This is a genomic window from Saccharopolyspora tripterygii (assembly GCF_054778355.1).
The window spans coordinates 1-19846 of record NZ_BAAGZP010000011.1 but is presented as its reverse complement, the minus strand read 5'-3'; the positions used below and the strand labels follow the sequence as shown (position 1 = coordinate 19846).

The following is a 19846-nucleotide window of genomic DNA, read 5'->3' as shown; positions in this document are numbered from 1 at the left end:
GCTGTCAGCCGGCCGATTCGGGGCCGGGTGTGGGGATTCCGGCTTCCGGGATCTCCGGGTGCCACGTAGCTGGATCGATGCGCCCCTGGTAGAGCGGTAGCTCGACGGGGATGTCGTGGTCGGTGAACTGCGACCACATGCGGTTGAGGCCCGCGGTGCCGGATTCGCGCACCCGCGTGACGTGGCCGAGGTCGAGGACATCGGTCAGCACCTCTGGATCGCCGCCGGTGGCCTGCTGACGCACGTGGCCTTCCGGGTCGACGATCAGGCTGCCGCCGACGCCCACGGGGTGGGCGGCGTTGACGCTGGCGACGAAGACCTGGTTGGTGATCGCGTGCGCCCGGGCGAGCACGATCTCCTGATCGCGATCCTGCGTCGTGGTCTGCACCGGGTTGATGATCACCTCGGCGCCCTTCCACGCCAGGTGGCGGGCCACCTCGGGGAACCAGGAGTCGTAGCAGATCGAGAACCCGATCCGGCCGAGCCCGGGAAGGTCGCTGACGACGAATCGGGTGCCGGGGTCGTACGGTTCGTGCGGTCGCCACGGAAAGACCTTGCGGTAGAAGGCGTGCAGCTCTCCCTCGGGTGAGAAGCACAAAGCGGTGTTGAACAGCTCGCGGTTCTCCCCGCGCTCGCAGGCGCTGCCCGGCAGCAGCCAGATCCCCAGGTCCCCGGCCAACTCGGCGAGCTGCCCGGAGCGAGGTCCGTCCAGCGGCTCGGCCGCGTCCTGCAACCGCGCGTCGCGCTCCGCACCGGTGCCCTCGACGCCGCACAGGTGCAGCTCCGGGTAGGCCACCAAGCGCGCGTGCGGGGCTCGGGCGAGCAGCCGCTCGACGTCACCGGCGAACTCCGACACAGGCGCCGTCGCCGGCTGCGGCGACACCTGCGCCAGCGCCAGCGGCAGCGATCGGGACATCTCTCGCCTTCTCTCTTCGCAGGTCAGTCAGGGGTGGGAACAAAATAGAGCAAGATGAGCACTTAAACAAGAGTGCTCATCTTGAGCAGATTGCCGGTTCTTGGTTACCGTGTACGCCATGACCAGGGCCGACGCGCACGACGACGATCCCGCCGCAGCCCTGTCCGCATCCGCGCTCTCCGGCATCCGCAGGCTCTCCGCGATGGACACCGTCCGTGCCCGGATCTCCCTCGCGGTCGACCTCGGGCTGCTCGAACCGGGGGAGTGGCTGCCCGGCAACGCCCAGCTCGCCGCCGCCCTGGAGGTCTCCGAGATCACGGTCCGGCGCGCGCTGGTCGCCCTCTGCGAAGAAGGCATCCTGGAACGCCGCCGCGGACGCGGGGGCGGCACGCGAGTGGTCGACTCCCCGGCGCGCAGCACGGTTCGCGAGGCCGAGATCTACCGCGCGGCCAGCGCGGAGGTGCACGACCTCATCGACCGCCGCGTGGTCCTCGAATGCGGCATCGCGCACCTGGCGACCCGCAACGCCGCACCCGAGGACGTCGCGCACCTGCACGAGCTCACCGAGCGGATGAACGACGCCGCGGACTGGGCCGACTTCCACAAGCTCGACGAGACGTTCCACCTCGCCGTCGCCGCCGCGACCGGCATCAGCGCGGTCCAGCAGGACTACGCGCGGCTGCTCCGCGAGCTCTACCGCTACTACCTGCCCTACCCCATGAAGCACCTGCGCGAGTCCAACCGGGACCACCTCGAACTCGTCGCAGCCGTGCGCGACGGCGACCCCGCGTCCGCCGCCGACATCGCCCAGCGCCACGTGGCAACCCTGCACCAGGACATGTTCGTCGGGCTGTGACATCGCGGGGTATTACCGTGAGGGGTATGGATTTCGCTGATCAGCTCGTGGTGGTGACCGGGGGTGGGCGCGGAGTGGGCTCCGCGCTGGTGCGTGCGTTCGCGGGGCGAGGTGCGCGCGTCGTCATCGACTACCGTCGCAGCCGCGAGCGGGCCGAGGCACTGGCCGCCGAGCTGGGCGACCGGGTGATCGCCGTCGAGGCCGACGTCACCGACCGAGCCCAGGTCGATGCCCTGTTCGCCACGGCGCGTGAGCGTTTCGGGACTCCGATGACCACGGTGGTCAACAACGCGCTCGCCGACTTCGCGTTCAACGGCGACGCCCGCTCGCACGCCGACGCGATCACGTGGGGCGAGTTCGCCGGGCAGTTCGAGGGCAGCGTCCGCGGTGCGCTGCACACCACCCAGGCTGCGCTGCCGGGCATGCGGGAGCTCGGTGGTGGCCGGATCGTCAATATCGGCACCAACCTCTTCCAGAACCCGGTCGTGCCCTACCACGACTACACGGCGTCGAAGGCGGCGCTGCTGTCGTTGACCCGCACCCTCGCCGCCGATCTCGGCCCCGACGGGATCACGGTCAACATGGTCTCGGGCGGGCTTCTGCGCACCACAGACGCGAGCGCCGCGACTCCCGAGGAGGTCTTCGACGGGATCGCCTCGAACACGCCCTTGCGTCGCGTGGTGACGCCCACCGAGTTCGCCGACGCGGCTCTGTTCTTCGCCTCGTCGTGGTCGCGGGCGGTCACCGGCCAGAACCTGGTGGTGGACGGCGGTTTGGTGAACGCCTGACCGGATGCTGCGGACGGAATCTTGTCCGGCGGTCCGCGGTGGTCGGGCCTGGGGCAGGTGGGGGGAAGTTTTCATGAAAACTTCCCTCTCTCCACCACCAGAGACCCGCGGACAGGGGGATCCCGAGAGGAGAGCGGGCACCTCCCGAACGGGCAGTTTTGGTCCGAATTGACCGGGCGAAACGGACATTGATCATGGGCGGTTCGGACCAGAACCGTCCCCTGGCGATCGAGCGTCCAGTCGGCGACGGGCGTGCGTGGGCTGGAAGCGGTGGGGGCGAGGTGGGGGCGGTTAGGGTCGGGGGCGAACGGATCGCAGGTTCTCGTGCAGGAGTACGTGGCGGGTAGGCCCCCGGGGGGATGGGAGTGGCGTGTTCGAGCGCATCGGGAAGTTCGTCGACGCAGTGCCCGAGTTCGATCGCTTCGTGGGTGTCGACGAGCTGGTGGCCGCGATGGAGGAGATCGCGCGGCAGCACCCGGGATTGGCGGAGATGCGCCGCATCGGCACGTCGCGCGACGGGGAGCCGCTGTGGTCCCTGACCATCCACGGCGGTGAGGAGCAGGTGCTGGTCGTCGGCGGGGTGCATCCCAACGAGCCGATCGGAGGGGTGTCGGCGCTGCACCTGGCCCGCACCCTCGTCGAGGATGACGACCTGCGCGGGGAGTGGGGCTGCACCTGGCACATCGTCGCCTGCATCGACCCGGACGGAACGCGGTTGAACGAGCCGTGGTTCGAGCCGCCGCTGAGCATGACGAAGTACGGGCGCTCGTTCTACCGGCCGGCCACCGACGAGCAGGTCGAGTGGTCGTTCCCCTTCGCCTACAAGAAGACCGTGTTCGACCGCGTGATGCCGGAGACCGACGCGCTGCGCGCGCTCATCGACGAGACGCGGCCGATGGTGCTGTGCTCGCTGCACAACGGCGAGTACGGGGGCGTCTTCTACTACCTCAGCAGCACCAGCCCGCGACTGAACGAGCAGCTCGCGACCCTTCCGGGCCGGTTCGGCCTGCCCCTGCACACCGGTGAGGGCGAGGCGCCGTTCATCGAGCAGCTGGCTCCCTCCGTGTTCCGGGCGTTCACGGCGGAGCAGGAGTACGACTACCTCGACGGCCTCGGTCTCGACCCGACCGAACGTGCCGGAGGCGAGTCGAGCTACGCCTACGCGCTCCGCTACGGCACCGCGTACCTGGCCACCGAGGTGCCGTACTGGGCGAACACCGACGCCGACGATCACACGCCGCTCGACGTGTCCTACGCGGACCTGCTGAGCGAGCGCGCGGAACTCACCAGCGAGACGTCCCGGGTGCTCACCACCGCGTTCGACGCCGTCCGGTCCGAGCTGCGCACCCGCTCTCCGCACCTGCGAGCGATGCAGTGCTTCCTGCCGTTCCTGCGCACCTCCGCCGAAGCGGATCGGGTGCGCGCCGGCGTGGAGGACAACCGGCGCCCCGCGGTCGTGGCGGAACGCTTCATGGTCACGGCCACGACCCACTCGACGCGGGTGCGGTTCGCGGGCATGCTGCTCTCCGCCCTGAGCGCCGAGATCGCCCAGGGCAACGACGCGAAGGTGCTGCGGGTCGAGCACGCCCGGCTGACGGAGGTCTTCGACCGCTGGGCGGCGGAGGCCGACGCCGACGTACCGCCCAACCCGATCCCGATCAGGAAGCTGATCGGAGTCCAGTGTGGAGCGATCCTCGCCGCGGTCGCGAATCTGGTTGCCCCGTAGCGCCTCCCGCGCCGCCGGGACGTGTGCTGACGCCGATCATCCTCGCCGCGGTGTTCGTGGCCTACATCCTGCCGCTGCTCGGTGCCTCCAGGTGCGCCCGAGCGCGTCGGCTGACGTCGTGATGGGGGCGCGCTCGGAGAACTCCCCGGTCTGCGCGACCGCGGCCGGGGGTCGAGGATTGCGGTCATGAGTGAGAACGACATCGAAGACGTCGATCTGCTGGTGGTCGGAGGGGGCAAAGCCGGGAAGTCCTTGGCGATGGACCGGGCGAAGGCCGGCTGGCGCGTCGTCATGGTCGAGCGGGACAAGATCGGCGGTACCTGCATCAACGTCGCGTGCATCCCCACGAAGGCGCTCGTCGGCTCGGCGCGCGATCTTCTCGCCGCGCGTCACGCCGCTGAGATGGGCGTCCAGGTCGACGGCGAGCCCACCATCGACCTGGACGAACTCCGGGCGCACAAGGACGGTGTCGTCGGCGGGATGGTCGAGGCCCACGTGAAGCTGTTCGCGGACTCGGGCATGGACTTCATCGTGGGCGTTGCCCGTTTCGTCGGCGATCGCACCGTGCAGATCCGGTGCCACGACGGCACCACCCGGGTGGTTCGCGGTGGGGAAGTCGTGATCAACACCGGGACCACCCCGGCTCTGCCGGACCTTCCCGGCATCGCCGAAGCGGCGGTGTGGGACTCGGAGACGATCCTGCACCTGGAGCGTCTGCCGGAGACGCTGCTGGTCCTCGGGGGCGGATACGTCGGGTGCGAGTTCGCCTCGATGTTCGCCCTCTTCGGCACCCGCGTGATCCTGATGCAGGGCGGTGATCACCTGCTGCCGCGCGAGGATCCAGACGTCGCGGGTCAGGTGGCGGAGATCCTCACCGACCAGGGTGTCGACGTCCGCCTCGGGGCCCGCGCGAGCGCTGTGCACCGGGAGCCGGGCACCGGCGAGGTCGTCGTCGCCCTGGCCGACGGCTCGGAGATCCGCGCCCAGGAGATGCTCGTGGCCACCGGCCGCGCTCCCGTGACCGCCGACCTCGGTCTGGACGTGGCGGGGGTCGAACTCACCGACCGCGGGTTCGTCGCCGTTGACGACCACCTGCGCACCACCGCCGACCACGTTTGGGCAGCCGGGGACGTCGCCGGCAGCCCGCAGTTCACCCACGCTTCGTGGAACGACTTTCGCGTTCTGCGGGCCAACCTCACCGGTCATGACGCCGCGACCGCCGGCCGGCTCGTGCCCTACGCCGTGTTCATCACTCCCGAGCTCGCACGCGTCGGCCTCACCGAGACCGAGGCCCGCGACCTGGGGCACGAGGTCAGAGTGGCGCGGCTGCCGGTCTCGGCGATCCCGCGGGCCAAGACCGTCCACGACACGGTGGGGACGTGGAAGGCCGTCGTCGACGCCGAGACGGACCAGATCCTCGGCGCCGCCCTCCTGGGGCACAACGCGGGCGAGGTCATCGCCGCGGTGCAACTGGCCATGCGCGGCCGCCTGCCCTACCAAGAAGTCCGCGACTCCGTGATCACCCACCCCACCATGGCCGAGGGCCTGAACCTCCTCTTCGACACCCTGAACTAGAGGTGGTGGGTGTGGGTGGTGGGGAAGTTTTCATGAAAACTTCCCCACCACCCACACCCACCCAGAGCTGTCGGAACCGGGCCTCGGACAAGGGATGTCCCGGTCCTGATCTCCAACGCTACGAACGTCGCCAGAGCCGCAGCACCCGGCCGACGCTCGGTGGTCCCGACGATCGGGCGGCCGGTGAGCGCCGTTGCGCTGGGTTGGAACCGGTCAGACGGCCCCGTGCCACGACGTGCAGCGTGACCACGATCGCCACGGCTTCCACCGCGAGAAGGCCGATGAGCACGAACAACTGCACGATCCCCGCCTCGACCGGGCTGGCACCGCCCAGCAGCATTCCCACGAAGGCGCCCGGCAGCGTCACCGTGCCCACCGTCCGCGTCTGGTCGAGCGCCGGAACCAGTGCGGTGCCCGCGACCGGCTGGGCGATCTCCAGCCTGGACCGGCTGTCGGTCAGGCCCAACGACAGGGCGGCCTCCACCTCGCCATGACGCTGGTGCAGCTCGTCGAGCAGTCTGCGCCCGGCGAGCGTGGTCGCGGTCAGCGCACCGCCGATGAGCTGGCCCACCAGCGGGATCAGGACCAGGCCCCTCGTCGGAACAGCGCCGGTGCCCACCACGACCGCCACGACGGGAACCACGCCCACCGCGATCGGCAGTCCGGCCCACCACCAGCTGCGGTTACCGGTGATCCGCCGTCCCGCGGTCCGCGTGGCGACGGCGAACATCAGGACCAGGAAGGCGATGACGAGCGCGGCGGAATGCACGATCTGCGCGATGATCAACGAGACGACCAGCAGCTGCAGCGCTCCCCGCGCCCCAGCGCTCAACACCGCCCACCACCGGGTCAGGCCGCCCAGGGCCACGACACCGGCCGTGGCCACGAGCAGCACGGCGATGACTCCGGACAGGACGGGCGTGACCGGAATCGCGCCCGACCCGGGGGCATGCAGCATGGGCCGACCCTAATGAGGGCGAGGTGGCACGCGCACGGCATCCGCTCCGGACGAGGCGAACCCTGCAGCGACCGCCGGACACACCGGTCGGGGCTGTGCTTGTATGACGACGTGGACCCCACCGTGCGAACCCGGAACGGCTCCCTGCGCGGCATCACCAGCGGCGGAGCCCTGGTGTTCAAGGGCATCCCGTACGCGGCACCGCTGGACGGGCCCCGCCGGTTCCAGGCGCCGGTGGCGCCGGAATCGTGGGACGGGGTGCGGGACGCGTCGGCCTTCAGCGCGTCGGTTCCGCAACCCGCGGTGGTGCCGGGCCTCCCTCCGGTGTGGCAACCCGGGGACAGCACCGACTGCCTCACGCTCAACGTGACCACGCCGGATCTCGGCGGAGGCCTGCCGGTGATGGTCTGGATCACCGGCGGTGGGTACCTGGCGGGGACCAGCGCTCTGCCTTCCTACGACGCATCGCTGCTCGCGCGCTCCGGCGCGGTGGTGGTGACGGTGAACTACCGGGTCGGGTACGAGGGCTTCGGGTGGGTCGCGGATGCTCCGGCCAATCGCGGCATCCTGGACCTGCGCGCGGCACTGCGCTGGGTGCAGGACAACATCGGCTCCTTCGGCGGTGACCCGGACAACGTGACGATCTTCGGGGAGTCCGCCGGGGCGATCTCCGTGGTGACGCTGGTCGCCGGTTCCGCCCGGCACGGCCTGTTCCGGCGCGGCATCGCGCAGAGCACCTGCGCGCTGTTCTTCGACACGGGCGAAGCACGCGAGATCGGTGAACGGATCACCGGCAGGCTGGAAAGTGCCGCAACAGCCGAGGAACTGGCAGCACTGCCGCCAGAGGCGTTCCACGAGCCCCAAACCGCCGTGACGGTGGAGATGGCTCAGAACCGCCCGAAGTGGGAGAACCGCACGCCCTACGGCGTGGTCCTCGACGGCGAGGTGCTCGACGACCTGCCGTGGACCGCGCTGAGCCGGGGTGCTGGGCGCGGGGTGGATCTCATCAGCGGCTTCAACGTCGACGAATGTCGATTGTGGACAGCGGACCTGCCCGGAGAAGCCCTCGACCCGGTCGCGTTCGCGCAGGACCTGCGCTTGGGCCCCTCGGTGGTGGACGATTACCGGGCCGCACGTCCCGGGATCGCGGACGCGGACCTGTTCACGCTGATGCTCAGCGATCAGAGCTTCCGGCTGCCGTCGCTGTGGTGCGCCGAGGGGCATGCGCTCGGAGGCGGCCGCAGCTACGCCTACGAGTTCACCTGGCCCAGCCCAGCCCGCGATGGCGCTTTCGGAGCCTGTCACGGGCTGGACGTGCCGTTCACCTTCGGCGCCGCCGAGACCTGGGTCGGGGTCCCCATGTTCGGCGACGAGGTTCCGCCCGACTTCGAGACCCTGTCGAGCGCCCTCCGCGACGCGTGGGTGTCGTTCGCCGCCCACGGCGACCCGGGCTGGCCCGCCTATTCGCTACCGGAACGCTCAACCCGGCTCTGGGACGTTCCGCCCACCGTCGCCGACGACCCGATCAAGGTCTCCCGCCAGATCTGGCAACCCCGCTTCACGGCGTAGCGCGGCGCCTGCGGCTGGTCACTCCGAGTGGGTGATCAATCGCTCTGGGTTCGGCTACGGTGGCGGCATGAGCGACGAGGCCAGGGAGACCGAGTTGGCGGCAGAGGTTTCGCACGCGGACCTCACCAGGCCGAACATCGCGCGAATGTACGACTACATCCTCGGCGGGTCCGCCAACTTCGAGGTGGACCGCTCGGCGGCCGAGCAAGCGCTCGAACTCGTGCCGACCGAACGGGACTACAGCTTCACCAACCGCTCGTTCCTCGGCCGCGCGGTGCGCCACCTGGTGACCGAGGCCGGTATCGAGCAGTTCCTCGACCTGGGATCTGGGGTTCCGACCGTCGGCAACGTGCACGAGATCGCCCGCGCGCACTGCCCGCAGGCGAAAGTGGCCTACGTCGATTGGGAACCGATCGCCTGCCACCACGCTCGCCACCTGCTGGGCGAGGATCCGCAGACTTCGGTCACCGAGCTCGACGTCTGCGACGCCGAAGGCGTGCTGCACTCCCCGGGAGTGGCCGGTCTTCTGGACTTCTCCCAACCCGTCGCCGTGCTGGCGTTCGGGATTCTCGACCTCGTGCCCGACACCGACGGGGCAGCGCTGGTCGAGCGTTACCGCGACGCGTGCGTTGCGGGCAGTGCGCTCGCCGTGTCCCACAACGCGCAGATGTCGCGCACTGACGCGGAAGTGGCGGCGCTGCGTTCCCTGCTGTCCACGACATCGACCCCGCACCTGCACATCCGCACGGCCGACGAGGTAACAGCGCTGTTCCCGGGGTACGCGCTGATCGACCCGGGAGTGGTGCCCGCAGCCCACTGGCGTCCGGAAGTCCCGGTCAGCGACGAAGACGCGGCCCGGGCCAACGTGCTCGGAGGCGTGGGCATCCTTCGCGGCTGACGATCGCGAAACACCCCGCCGGAACTGGTCGAGGCCACCGCCGAACGTGCGGCGGTGGCCTCAAACCCTCCTCGCGAGGAGGGATCGTCAGCGGAGGGCCTTGTCCAAGCCCTCCTGGAGCCGGGCCAGGGTGCCCTCGACGTCGCCGAGCTTGTCCAGCCCGAACAGGCCGATGCGGAAGGTGGAGAAGTCGGCGGGCTCGTCGCACTGCAGCGGCACACCGGCCGCGATCTGCAGACCGGCCTGCTTGAAGGCGGCACCGCTGCGCAGCTCCGGGTCGTCGGTGTGGACGACGACAACGCTGGGGGAGGCGAACCCGTCGTCGGCGACCGAGGGGAACCCGTGCTCCGCGAACAGCGCGCGCACCCGGTTGCCGAGGTCGATCTGCGCGGCGCGGAGCTCATCGAGCCCGCGGTCGCGGGTCGCGAGCATGAGCTCCAGGTTGTGCGCGAGGGTGTCCGTCGGCATGGTCGCGTGGTACGGGCTCTGGCCCTGCGTGTAGGCGTCCGTGATCGACAGCCACTTCTTCAGGTCCGCGGCGAAGCTCGTCGACGTGCCAGCCTCGACGGCAGCCCGGCCGGCTTCGCTGAGCATGACGTAGGCGGCGCAGGGCGACCCGCTCCAGCCCTTCTGCGGCGCGCTCAGCAGAACGTCGACGCCGAGGTCGGTCATGTCGACCCAGAGCGCTCCGGAGGCGATGCAGTCCAGGACTAGCAGGCCACCGACCTCGTGGGTGGCCTCGGCCAAGCGGCGGACGTAGTCGTCCGGCAGCAGCATGCCCGCAGCGGTCTCGACGTGCGGCGCGAAGACCACCTCGGGCCGCTGCTCGTGGATGGCGGAGACGACCTCCTCGATCGGCGCCGGCTGCCACGGGGCCTGGTGCGACGCCTCGACCGGTCGCGCCCGGTGCACCGCGTGCTCCTGGGCGATCGAACCCATGTCGAGGATCTGCGACCAGCGGTAGGAGAAGAGCCCGTTGCGCACTACCAGGGTGCGGCGGCCGGTCGCGAGCTGGCGGGCGACGGCCTCCATGCCGTAGGTGCCGCCGCCGGGTACCACCGCGACGCCGTGCGCCCGGTAGGTCGTCTTCAGGACATCGACGATCCCCTGCATCACGCCCACGAATCGCTGGGACATGTGATTCAGCGAGCGGTCGGTGAACACCACCGAGTACTCGAGCAGGCCACCGGGATCGATGTCGTCATGAGGTAGAGCCATGCCCGTAGCCTGTCACAGGCGCAGGAGACGGCGCGGACAGCGTCGTGTGTCGCCCTCGTCACCGGCTGCGGCCCGGCGGACGGTTCATCGGTGATCGACCGGGGTCGAGGGGTGTCACCGGCAGCCGGAGCCCAGGCAGTCGACGTGCAAGAACACCTCGTCGTCGAGCCGGATGACGTAGTCCTCGCGTTGGGCCGGGGTGCCCGCTGCGGTGACCACGCCGTGCACGGTCACCGCGGCGTCGTCCGTCGTCGACGCCGCGCACTCGACGGTGAAGCGGGAGCCGGGCCGGGCGCTCTCGGCGCCGGTGCTGCGGCAGGTCGGCCGTTCTCGCAGTTCAACGCCGTGCTTCGCCAGCTCCGTCCGGGTGCCCAGGGAGACGGCGTTGCGGTACCCGGCGGCCGAGATCGCCTGGGCCGGGTCCGCGCAGCCGGTGACCACCAGGGTGACGGCCGCCAGCGCCAGCGTCATTCCGGCTCTCATCTCCGCCTTCCCGTCGCGGCCTCGATGGTCGCCACCACCACGTCCGGACGGTCCCACGCCACCTGGTGCCTGCTGTCGGGCAGCAGGCGGTGGGAGGCTCCCAAGCGCCGCGCCAGGTGGGTGTGGCCCCTCGTCCACCGCACGGCCGCGCTCGCGCGCATCCCCCCGAGGGCGGTGAGGATCCACACCGGTACGGCGGGAAACGTCGTCCGCTCCCGGAGCACGGCCAGATCCCGCAGCATCGGCTCGAACGCGAGGTACTCCTGCCACGCCGCGGTGATCGCGGCCGGTGAGCGGAAACGGGCACGTCCGGCGGTTCGCACCGCCCGAGGCAGCGGTCGGGAGGTTTGCGTGCGCGCACCGGCCGTCCAGAGAGCTGGTCCCAGGGGCGCGACGCAGGGGGCCGCGCGGCGCCCCAGCGCTTCCGCGGTCAGCCGCCGCCGCTCCGGTCGCGGCGAGGCGGTGCCGCAGCTGGGATCGAGCAGTACGAGCGCGCGCAACGAGCGGGGATGCCGTCGACCCATCGCTTCGGCGTGCAGCGCCGAGACCGAATGCGCGACCACCACCGCACCGCCGTGCCGGTCCGCGGCGGCGGCGAGCCGGTCGGCCTCGTCGTGCAGGGTGGGCAACCCCGGTCGGGGAGGGCACCCGTCGAGGCCGGGTCGTTCCAGCCGGTGCACGCGATGCGGCGCCGACAACGCGGGCAGGACCGGTTCCCAGTCGTAGGCGGCACCCGCCATCCCCGAGGTCAGCAGCACGGTGGGCGAATCAGGCATCGACACCACCTGCGGGTCGCCTTCGACGGACACCCGTGACGGCCAGCGCGATCAGCCAGGCCGCGACGAGGCCGAGCTGCACCCGCTGCACGACTCCGGCTCCCAGACCGATCCACAGCGCACCCAGCGTGACCACCGTCGCCAGCGCGGTCACCGAGCACCAGATCCAGCCCCAGCGCGCGGGCGGGCCGATACCGGCCCAGGCCAGTCCGCCCATGCCCACGATCGCGCCCAGCGCCGCGACGGAACTGGTCACCTCGTGAATCTCGTGGGTGGCGGGAAGCGCTCCCACGAGCTCGCGCACCGCGCACCCCGAGTCGACGTAGCTCGCGCACGTCATCGGGGTCAGGGCTCCGTCCAGTGCGGTGGCGACGCCGAAGACCAGCAGACCACCCCACCCGATGGTGCCGCCGCTGCACCGGATCCCGGCCACGGCGGCCGCCGCGGCCAGCAACCCGGCGAGCCCGTCACCCATGCGGAAGAACCAACTCCCCGGCTGGTCACGAGCGGCGAACTCGCTGACGTAGCCGTTGAGCGCGTCCAGCCCCGGATTGAGCCACGGCCCCAGGATCCACAGGCTGTAGAGCACGGCGGCGAACACGCAGCACAGCGCCGCGACACGTGCCTCCCACCGTGCCGCAACCCGGGCCTCGGAGTCGGCGCGCATGAACCGTCCTAGGGTCGGAGAGGTCGAGGTCGGTCGTCCAGTTCACGCCAGCGTAGGTGGAGGAGGTACGGATGGGTCGGGCAGCATCGGCGGGCCGGTCGCGGAGCGAGTCGGAGCCCGCGACCGGACCGGGCTGGACGGCTCGGGTCCCGCGGATCGTGGTCGTGACGTTGGTGTGCATCGCGGTCCTGTGCGCCCTGGCCGCGGTCGGAGCGGCGTTCCGGGGCGGGATGCAGCCGGTGCGCGAGTCCATCGACCTGGTGCTGTTCCCCGCGCCCGCCAACCTCGGGTATGCGGCCTTCCTGTTCGTGCTGGCAGCGGCGCTGGGGCGCCGCAAGCGCATCGCCTACTGGATCCTGCTGCTGGTGCTGGCCGCGCAGCTCGTCCTGTCGGTGCTGACGCTGCTGCTCGTCCTGGTGGTCCCGCTGGAACCCGGCGTCGTCGAACAGGTGCTGCCGGGCTGGTTGCAGTGGTCCCTGGGAGCCAACGCCGTGGTCACCACGGGCGCGATGGTGGTCCTCGGACTGGCCTCCCGGCAGTTCTACGGCCGGGTGCAGCGCGCCAGCGTGCCCAAGGCGCTGGTCACGTTCGCCGGCCTCGTCGCGGTCTTCATCGGACTGGGCTACGGGTTGGTCTGGTTGTTCCCGGGCTCGTTGCACGGCCCCGCCGACGTGTTCAGCTGGACCGTCGAACGAGTGCTCGGCGGAGCGGTCACCCTCGACATCACCCGCACCGGGGAAGCGCCCGGCTGGGTGAACCTCGTGCTCGGCACGTTCGGGATGGCCACGCTGTTCGCCGCGCTGGCCGTGCTGTTCCGGTCCCAGCGGACTGCCTCGGTCCTGCCCGCGGCCGACGAGCGCCGGGTGAGGGCGCTGTTGGCCGAGCACGGCGAAGTCGACTCGCTGGGCTACTTCGCCACGCGGCGGGACAAGGCGGTGCTGTTCTCGACCAGCGGCAAGGCCGCCGTCAGCTATCGCGTCGTCGGAGGCGTTTGCCTGGCCAGCGGTGACCCGCTGGGTGACCCCGAGGCGTGGGGGCCGGCGATCGAGCGGTGGCTGGGGATGTGCCGGGATTACACCTGGCGTCCGGCGGTGATCGGCGCGGGGGAACGCGGTGCCCGCGCTTACGCGCGAGCCGGTTTGAAGGTCCTCCGGCTGGGAGATGAGGCGGTCCTGGAGCTGTCGACCTTCACCCTGGAAGGCCGCGAGATGCGGCCGGTTCGCCAAGCGGTCAACCGGCTGCACCGCGCCGGATACCGGGTGCGGATCCGCAGGCAGCAGGACATCTCGGCGGAGGAGATGACCGAGGTGTCCCGGCGCGCTGCGCGGTGGCGGGGAAGCGATGCGGAACGCGGCTTCTCGATGGCGCTGGGCCGGTGGGGAGACCGGACGGATGGCGGATGCGTGCTGGTCGAAGCCGTGAGCGCCGACGGTGAGGTCTGCGCGATGCTGTCGTTCGTGCCGTGGGGACGCACCGGTTTGTCCCTGGAAGCGATGCGACGGGCGCCCGGGAGCGACAACGGTCTGGTGGAGCTGATGATCAGCTCCGTGGCGCGCTCGGGAGGGCGGGGCGCGACGCCCGAGGGCATGCAGCGGATCTCGCTGAACTTCGCGGTGTTCCGCGAGGCCTTCGAAGAGGGCGCTCGCTTGGGTGCCGGTCCGGTGCTGCGGTTCTGGCGCGGGATCCTGCTGTTCTTGTCGCGCTGGTGGCAGTTGGAATCGCTGTACCGCTCCAACGCCAAGTACCTGCCCGACTGGGTGCCCCGGTTCATCGGCTTCCGCGATCGACGCGATCTGGCCCGAGTCGGCTTCGCCTCCGCGGTGGCCGAGGGATTCGTGCCCCTGCTCGGTTCCAGCGCCGGCCCCGACACGGCCGCACCAGGCGAGGACAGGATGCCGGTGATCGAGCCGCACGAGGCCGAACCTCGTCGGCGATCGGTTCCCGAGCAGATGCGGGTCCGCCTGGACAAGGTCGCCAAGATCCGCGCGGACGGGGGTGATCCGTACCCGGTGCAGGTCCCGCGCACCGACTCCTGCGCGGAGATCGCCGACCGGCATGCCGGAACCGCACCGGACATCCGCACCGGCGAACGCACGGCGGTCACCGGCCGAGTGGTGCTGATGCGCGACCACGGTCGCCTGTGCTTCGCCACGCTGCGGGGTTGGTCCGGGCAGCTGCAGGTCATGGTCACCACCTCCGACACGGGCGCGGATCGGTGGCGAGCGTGGAAGGACGAGGTCGACATCGGCGACCAGGTGTCGGTGCAGGGGGAGGTGATCACCACTCGTCACGGCGAGACGACGGTGCTGGCCGACGAGTGGACGCTCGCGTCCAAATGCCTGCGTCCCCTGCCGGACAAGCACGCCGGTCTCACTGATCCGGAGACGCGAGCCCGAGCGCGCGCGGTGGATCTCATCGTCGGGACCGACTCCCGCGTGATGCTGCGCGCTCGCTCGGATGCGTTGCAGGCGTTGCGCTCGACGCTGACCGCCCACCGGTTCCTGGAAGTGGAGACGCCGATCCTCCAGCCCGTGCACGGCGGCGCCTCGGCGCAGCCGTTCCGGACCCACATCAACGCCTACGACATGCCGCTGTACTTGCGCATCGCCCCCGAGCTCTACCTGAAGCGGCTGTGCGTCGGCGGGGTGGAGCGGGTCTTCGAACTCGGACGCACCTTCCGCAACGAAGGGGTTTCAGCCCGGCACAACCCGGAATTCACGATGCTGGAGGCCTACCAGGCCCACGCTGATTACAGGGTGATGCGGGAGTTGTGCGAACAGCTCGTGCAGGCTGCGGCCACCGCCGTGCACGGCGCGCCGGTAGCGCGGCGGCAGGGCGCCGGTGAGATCGAGGAGATCGACCTGTCCGGCAGCTGGCCGGCGATCCCGGTGCACGAGGCGTTGTCGTCGGCGCTGGGGGAGGAGATCACCCCGGAGACCTCGCCGGAACACCTGCGGTCCGCGTGCGAGCGGATGGGTCTGTCCTGCGAACCGGATTGGCCGCGCGGCGCGTTCGTGGTCGAGCTCTACGAGCACCTGGTCGAGCGCCGCACCACGCGCCCGACCTTCTACACGGACTTCCCCGTCGACGTGTCCCCGCTGACCCGCCCGCACCGCGACGATCCGAGGCTGGCCGAGCGGTGGGACCTGGTCGCCTTCGGCGTCGAGATCGGCACCGCCTACTCCGAACTCGTCGACCCGATCGAGCAGCGCCGGCGCTTGACCGAGCAGTCGCTGCAGGCGGCCGGCGGTGACCCGGAGGCGATGGAGCTGGACGAGGACTTCCTGCGCTCGCTGGAATTCGCGATGCCTCCCACCGGCGGCCTCGGACTCGGAGTGGACCGCCTGCTGATGCTGCTCACCGGACGGCCCATCCGGGACACCCTGCCGTTCCCGCTCGTCCGGCCCGCGCGAGGCAGATGATCACGCAGCGAGCGTCCGCTCGCAACGACAGTCCACAGTGAACACGACGGTTGCCGATCGTGAAGGGGTTCAGAGGATTTCCAGCGGTGTTGCCCGTTTCGGCGCGGGGAACTGCGCGTCGAGGTCGGCGAGATCCTCCGCCGACAACCGGATTCCCAACGCTGCGTGGTTCTGCTCGACGTGGTCGCGAGTCGCTGCCTTGGGGATCGCGCACAGGCCATCGCCGGCCAGGACCCAGGCTACGGCGATCTGCGCGGGCGTGGCCCCGTGCCGCTCCGCGACGCGCTCCAGCACCGGATCTCCGAGCAGGCGGCCCTGCTCGATCGGCGAGTACGCCATCACCGGCAACTCCCGCTCCCGGCACTGCGGCAGCAGGTCGAACTCGATGCCGCGTCGTGCGAGGTTGTACAGCACCTGGTTGACCGCGCAACCGCTGCCGCTCTTCTGCGTCCACAGCTCACGCATGTCGTCGGAGTCGAAGTTGCTGACCCCGAAGTGCCTGATCTTGCCGCTGTCACGCAATTCCTCGAACGCGTCGAGCGTCTCGGACAGCGGTGTTCCACCACGCCAGTGCAGCAGGTACAGATCGAGGTGATCGGTCCTCAACCTGCGGAGGCTGCGCTCGCACGCCTCGATCGCGGCCCGCCTGCCTGCGTTGTGCGGGAACACCTTGCTGACCAGGAACACCTCGTCCCGCCGACCGTCGATCGCCTCGCCGACGACTTCCTCGGCGCCACCGCTGCCGTACATCTCAGCGGTGTCGATGAGACCGATGCCGAGGTCGAGCCCGTGTCGCAGCGCCGCGGTCTCCGCCGCGCGGTCTGAACCGCGCTCGCCCATGCCCCAGGTGCCCTGCCCCAGCACGGGCAGGTCGCCGCCGGAAGGTAGCCGCAGATGTCGCATCGTTCGCACTCCGTCTCGCGTTGTCGCTGAACAGGCCGTGCCGGGCGCGCACCAGAGTCTAGGCAATGTGCGGTGCGTCCACGCGGTCACCACGGGACGGCGTTCGGAAGCCGGGTGCGAGCTCGCGATCCCAGATGCCCGACACCGTCGGTGGCCACGACATCGATGCGTGCGCGTGGGCCAAGCATCGGGAGGGAAGTGGGCGTGTTGAGCCGCTGACCCCGTTGCAGGAAATACCCTGCGATCAGGCTCGGTGCGCATGTGCCCGCGAACCAACCTTCTTGAAGCCTTCTTCGCCCGTCGGCTCGGTCGGCGAGGGGAGAAGGTTTCCGAGCCGATGGGCGACGTGGAAGTAGGAGATCGTGAGGAGAGCGATGATCATCGGCAGGAGGGCGCAGGACCAGGACGGTGGGCCCACGACCGTGGTGGCCCCCGATCGCACCGTGTTCCTGTTGCTGGCGCTCTACGCATGCTGGGGATCGGCGATCCCGGCGATGAAGCTGATGGTCCAGAGCGTGCCGCCGCTGGGCGGAGCCGCGCTGATCTTCCTGCTCGGCGGAGCGGTGCTCGCCGTTGCCGCGCGTCAGCGTCCCAAACCCACTCGTGCGCAACTGCGGCGACTGTCACTCGCGGGCGTTCTTCTGCTGGTCGGCGGCCAGGGGCTCGCCACGGTGGCGCTGACGGCCGTGACCGCGAGCCTCGGCGCGATCCTCGCGGCGGCGATCCCGCTGTGGGTGGTGGTGCTGGGCGGGTTGATCGGAACCCGCGTGTCCCTCGCGTCGGGCCTGCGGCTGGTGGTGGGCTTCGGCGGCATCGTGATCGTGGTGCTGACGGCGCCGGGCAGTGCGATCGGTGGGGCGCCCTGGGCGGTCGCGGCGTTCTGCGCGGCTCCGATCCTGTGGGCCTCCGGGAGCTTGCTGACGGCGAACGTCGCCGGGCCGGTCGATCGAGTGGTCGCCAGTTCAGTTCAGCTCCTCGCCGGCGGGGCCGTGCTGACGCTGGCGGCGCTGGCGCTCGGCGAACTGGCCCCGGCTCAGTGGTCGGACATCAGCTGGACGTCGGCCGGGGCGGCCGTGTTCCTCCTCATCTTCGACTCGCTCGTCGGATTCGTGCTCTACACGCGCTTGCTGGAGACCGCACCGGCGCCACTGGTCAGCACCTACGCCTACGTCACGCCGATCATCGGAGCCGTGCTCGGCGCGACCGTGCTCGACGAGTCGCTCTGGAGCGGAGCTTTCGTCGGAGGGGCTCTGGTTCTGGGCGCGATCGCGCTCGAACTTCGAAGGCGCTGAGCCCGGTCCCGCGGGCGGCGTCGAGGTCGCTGGATCCGGTGTTGCTGGTGGGGTTGTGGGTCATGGTGCGGCCTTCGTGGTGAGTTCGGCTCGCGCGCCGGCGTGGCGGGTGGCCACGGCGTTGGAGGCCGTGGCCGGGAGGCGATGGAAACCGGTGGGATCGATCACCAGTGCCGTGGAGGTCGCCTTCACCGCGATGGGTTGCCGAGGAAGCCATCGCAGAGCGCGGAGGATCAGGCCGGCTGAGACCCGGCCCGCGCGGTCGACATGGCCGATCCCGTAGACGGTCGCGGGTGGCTCTGGCTAGGTGCGGATCGAGGGCACCGGCCTCGGCCGCTGCGCCTGACGAGTCCCGCCTGCCGGTATCGAACCCGAGGTCGGGGTCAACGCCCTGGTCGAAGCCGGTCATCCGGTGCTCCACATCGAGAGCTGGAGTTCTCCCGAAGTCGGTACCACGGTCACCCCGATCGTCGCGTCGGCGGCAGGCAGAACGACGTCGTGCCCGCGTCGGCCACTGCCCGGTGTCGAGGCGGTGGTCGGAGGCGGCAGAGACGGAAACTTCACGGCTGCGCTCGGCGTGCCGACCTCGGACGACCTTGGCGCAGTCGGGGCGGGGCACACGGCGATCACGAAAACCTTTGGTAGCGGGTGAATCCTCCGGTGAACCACGGGTCCGCTGCGGCAGCCGTCGCGAACCGCGATCGGTGCCGGCAGATCCTGATCCTCCGGCCGAAGCCGCCCGAGGACTAGACTCGGCCGCGTCGTTCTTCCACTTCGCCGAAAGGGGTCGCCATGCTCAGCGACGACGCCGTGGCGGACGCGCTGCAAGACCTGCCCGGTTGGGCCGGTGATGCGCGTTCGATCACCCGGACCTGGACGTTGAAGGGGTTCAACGGGGCGATGCAGCTGGCGAACGTGGTCGCCTGGGCCGCCAACCGGGCGAACCACCACCCGGACATCCGCATTCACGACTACAAGCAGGTGACCGTCACCTCGACCACCCATGCTGATGGCGGAACCACCGACGACGACATCGCGCTCGCGCGCCGCTTGAACGAAGTCCTGGACGCCTGATCGCGCTGGTGCGCGCTGACCTCCGCTCCCGTGCGTGGCCAGTCGTCGTCTCCGCCGGAAGAGATCGGCGAAGTGCAGTGTTACACCGGTCGCGATCGCCACGGCGTGGATCACTCGCCACACCACGGCCACGCAGGTCGTGCTGGGGACCACCACCCCGCAACGGGTCACCGATGCCGCAGCGGGTGGCGCTACTTCACGCGGGCGGCGCCTGCGTCGGTGTGCGGGGTGAGCCGAACGGGCTCGCGCGGGAAGTGACAAGCCCCGCCCGAACCCGTTGCTGCTCAATCCCTTCGAAGCCGTTGCACAGGGGCAGGTCGGGTATGCATGCTGCCGCGAAGCCGGGCTGTGCGCCGATCGCCCGGGTCATTGGGTTGTCTGACTGTCGCCGTCGATGGGGAGGAGCTGGCCGGACAGCGAGCTGCCGTGGGCGCCCGCCAGGTGGAGTGCCTGCGATAGCTGCAAGGCGCTCGTATTACTGAGGAAGAGTTTGTGTCGATCCGCATTGGACAGTAGTTGGGCACGCCGGGTTCGGACTCGTTACGCATCGGGGAATAGTTGCGCGCCTGTATGTTTGGTTCAGTCCGGCGCCCGTAGTGGCAGAGCCTGCGCGATCCGGGTGCCCCGGTCGCACAGGCTCCACGCAACACGCGATGATGTCCATCACAGGGGCTGCTGAAGGTTTCTGTGACGGTTGGTCAGGCGGCTTGGTGGGTCGTTGTGGT

Annotated in this window: 16 protein-coding genes; 9 read left to right on the top strand and 7 right to left on the bottom strand. The window is 70.3% G+C overall.

The features are described from left to right. Positions 1-4: 4 nt before the first annotated feature. Positions 5-916 carry a carbon-nitrogen hydrolase family protein gene (locus tag ACYVF3_RS10175; protein ID WP_461153963.1) on the bottom strand — a complete coding sequence of 304 codons (912 nt, stop codon included), beginning with the start codon at positions 914-916 and terminating at the stop codon, positions 5-7. 118 nt (positions 917-1034) lie between these two features. Here ACYVF3_RS10175 and ACYVF3_RS10170 point away from each other — a divergent pair, with 118 nt between their 5' ends. The 4 genes from ACYVF3_RS10170 to ACYVF3_RS10155 all read left to right on the top strand — a co-directional run bounded on the left by ACYVF3_RS10170 (position 1035) and on the right by ACYVF3_RS10155 (position 5861). Further along, a complete protein-coding gene (locus ACYVF3_RS10170) occupies positions 1035-1772 on the top strand; it encodes a FadR/GntR family transcriptional regulator (RefSeq protein WP_461153962.1) in 738 nt (245 codons plus the stop codon). Positions 1773-1798: 26 nt separating this feature from the next. Next, on the top strand, positions 1799-2560 hold the full coding sequence (locus tag ACYVF3_RS10165; RefSeq protein ID WP_461153961.1) for a 3-oxoacyl-ACP reductase: 762 nt from the start codon (positions 1799-1801) through the stop codon (positions 2558-2560). A gap of 370 nt (positions 2561-2930) precedes the next feature. Then, entirely contained in the window at positions 2931-4286 is a 1356-nt protein-coding gene (locus ACYVF3_RS10160; RefSeq protein ID WP_461153960.1) for a M14 family zinc carboxypeptidase, read from the top strand. A gap of 186 nt (positions 4287-4472) precedes the next feature. Next, on the top strand, positions 4473-5861 hold the full coding sequence (locus ACYVF3_RS10155; protein WP_461153959.1) for a dihydrolipoyl dehydrogenase family protein: 1389 nt from the start codon (positions 4473-4475) through the stop codon (positions 5859-5861). 118 nt (positions 5862-5979) lie between these two features. Here the strand turns inward: ACYVF3_RS10155 and ACYVF3_RS10150 are convergent, their stop codons facing one another. After that, a complete protein-coding gene (locus tag ACYVF3_RS10150; RefSeq protein ID WP_461153958.1) occupies positions 5980-6819 on the bottom strand; it encodes an ABC transporter permease in 840 nt (279 codons plus the stop codon). Between the two features lie 123 nt (positions 6820-6942). Between ACYVF3_RS10150 and ACYVF3_RS10145 the strand changes: the two genes are divergently transcribed. Beyond that, complete coding sequence (locus ACYVF3_RS10145; protein ID WP_461153957.1) at positions 6943-8388, top strand: carboxylesterase/lipase family protein; 1446 nt, start codon at positions 6943-6945, stop codon at positions 8386-8388. 67 nt (positions 8389-8455) lie between these two features. Further along, positions 8456-9286, top strand: a complete 831-nt coding sequence (locus ACYVF3_RS10140; RefSeq protein WP_461153956.1) for an SAM-dependent methyltransferase — start codon at positions 8456-8458, stop codon at positions 9284-9286. An 87-nt stretch (positions 9287-9373) separates the two neighbouring features. Here the strand turns inward: ACYVF3_RS10140 and ACYVF3_RS10135 are convergent, their stop codons facing one another. The 4 genes from ACYVF3_RS10135 to ACYVF3_RS10120 form a co-directional block, all read right to left on the bottom strand. Next, positions 9374-10504 (bottom strand): hypothetical protein, encoded by a 1131-nt coding sequence (locus ACYVF3_RS10135; RefSeq protein WP_461153955.1) that lies wholly within the window; start codon positions 10502-10504, stop codon positions 9374-9376. Between the two features lie 114 nt (positions 10505-10618). After that, entirely contained in the window at positions 10619-10987 is a 369-nt protein-coding gene (locus tag ACYVF3_RS10130; protein ID WP_461153954.1) for a hypothetical protein, read from the bottom strand. Beyond that, positions 10984-11763 carry an alpha/beta fold hydrolase gene (locus ACYVF3_RS10125; protein ID WP_461153953.1) on the bottom strand — a complete coding sequence of 260 codons (780 nt, stop codon included), beginning with the start codon at positions 11761-11763 and terminating at the stop codon, positions 10984-10986. The genes ACYVF3_RS10130 and ACYVF3_RS10125 overlap by 4 nt, the downstream gene beginning before the upstream one ends. Beyond that, positions 11756-12430 (bottom strand): DUF998 domain-containing protein, encoded by a 675-nt coding sequence (locus tag ACYVF3_RS10120; RefSeq protein ID WP_461153952.1) that lies wholly within the window; start codon positions 12428-12430, stop codon positions 11756-11758. Before ACYVF3_RS10120 ends, ACYVF3_RS10125 begins: the two co-directional genes overlap by 8 nt. A 71-nt stretch (positions 12431-12501) precedes the next feature. Here ACYVF3_RS10120 and lysX point away from each other — a divergent pair, with 71 nt between their 5' ends. Continuing rightward, positions 12502-15852: a bifunctional lysylphosphatidylglycerol synthetase/lysine--tRNA ligase LysX gene (lysX, locus tag ACYVF3_RS10115; protein ID WP_461153951.1), complete on the top strand. Its 3351-nt coding sequence runs from the start codon at positions 12502-12504 to the stop codon at positions 15850-15852. 69 nt (positions 15853-15921) lie between these two features. On the opposite strand, the gene ACYVF3_RS10110 is transcribed toward lysX, so the two are convergent. After that, complete coding sequence (locus tag ACYVF3_RS10110; protein ID WP_461153950.1) at positions 15922-16755, bottom strand: aldo/keto reductase; 834 nt, start codon at positions 16753-16755, stop codon at positions 15922-15924. A 374-nt stretch (positions 16756-17129) separates the two neighbouring features. Between ACYVF3_RS10110 and ACYVF3_RS10105 the strand changes: the two genes are divergently transcribed. Together ACYVF3_RS10105 and ACYVF3_RS10100 are read left to right on the top strand one after the other, a co-directional pair. Further along, positions 17130-18047, top strand: a complete 918-nt coding sequence (locus ACYVF3_RS10105; protein ID WP_461153949.1) for an EamA family transporter — start codon at positions 17130-17132, stop codon at positions 18045-18047. 792 nt (positions 18048-18839) lie between these two features. After that, the gene (locus ACYVF3_RS10100) at positions 18840-19121 is read left to right on the top strand and encodes a 4a-hydroxytetrahydrobiopterin dehydratase (RefSeq protein WP_461153948.1); all 282 of its coding nucleotides are present in this window, start codon (positions 18840-18842) and stop codon (positions 19119-19121) included. Positions 19122-19846 lie beyond the last annotated feature (725 nt).

Bases quoted from the DNA above. Each gene is read 5' to 3' on its own strand.
- ACYVF3_RS10175 (WP_461153963.1), bottom strand. From the start codon at position 916: ATGTCCCGATCGCTGCCGCTGGCGCTGGCGCAGGTGTCGCCGCAGCCG.
- ACYVF3_RS10170 (WP_461153962.1), top strand. From the start codon at position 1,035: ATGACCAGGGCCGACGCGCACGACGACGATCCCGCCGCAGCCCTGTCC.
- ACYVF3_RS10165 (WP_461153961.1), top strand. From the start codon at position 1,799: ATGGATTTCGCTGATCAGCTCGTGGTGGTGACCGGGGGTGGGCGCGGA.
- ACYVF3_RS10155 (WP_461153959.1), top strand. From the start codon at position 4,473: ATGAGTGAGAACGACATCGAAGACGTCGATCTGCTGGTGGTCGGAGGG.
- ACYVF3_RS10150 (WP_461153958.1), bottom strand. From the start codon at position 6,819: ATGCTGCATGCCCCCGGGTCGGGCGCGATTCCGGTCACGCCCGTCCTG.
- ACYVF3_RS10140 (WP_461153956.1), top strand. From the start codon at position 8,456: ATGAGCGACGAGGCCAGGGAGACCGAGTTGGCGGCAGAGGTTTCGCAC.
- ACYVF3_RS10135 (WP_461153955.1), bottom strand. From the start codon at position 10,504: ATGGCTCTACCTCATGACGACATCGATCCCGGTGGCCTGCTCGAGTAC.
- ACYVF3_RS10130 (WP_461153954.1), bottom strand. From the start codon at position 10,987: ATGAGAGCCGGAATGACGCTGGCGCTGGCGGCCGTCACCCTGGTGGTC.
- ACYVF3_RS10125 (WP_461153953.1), bottom strand. From the start codon at position 11,763: ATGCCTGATTCGCCCACCGTGCTGCTGACCTCGGGGATGGCGGGTGCC.
- ACYVF3_RS10120 (WP_461153952.1), bottom strand. From the start codon at position 12,430: ATGCGCGCCGACTCCGAGGCCCGGGTTGCGGCACGGTGGGAGGCACGT.
- lysX (WP_461153951.1), top strand. From the start codon at position 12,502: ATGGGTCGGGCAGCATCGGCGGGCCGGTCGCGGAGCGAGTCGGAGCCC.
- ACYVF3_RS10110 (WP_461153950.1), bottom strand. From the start codon at position 16,755: ATGCGACATCTGCGGCTACCTTCCGGCGGCGACCTGCCCGTGCTGGGG.
- ACYVF3_RS10105 (WP_461153949.1), top strand. From the start codon at position 17,130: ATGATCATCGGCAGGAGGGCGCAGGACCAGGACGGTGGGCCCACGACC.
- ACYVF3_RS10100 (WP_461153948.1), top strand. From the start codon at position 18,840: ATGCTCAGCGACGACGCCGTGGCGGACGCGCTGCAAGACCTGCCCGGT.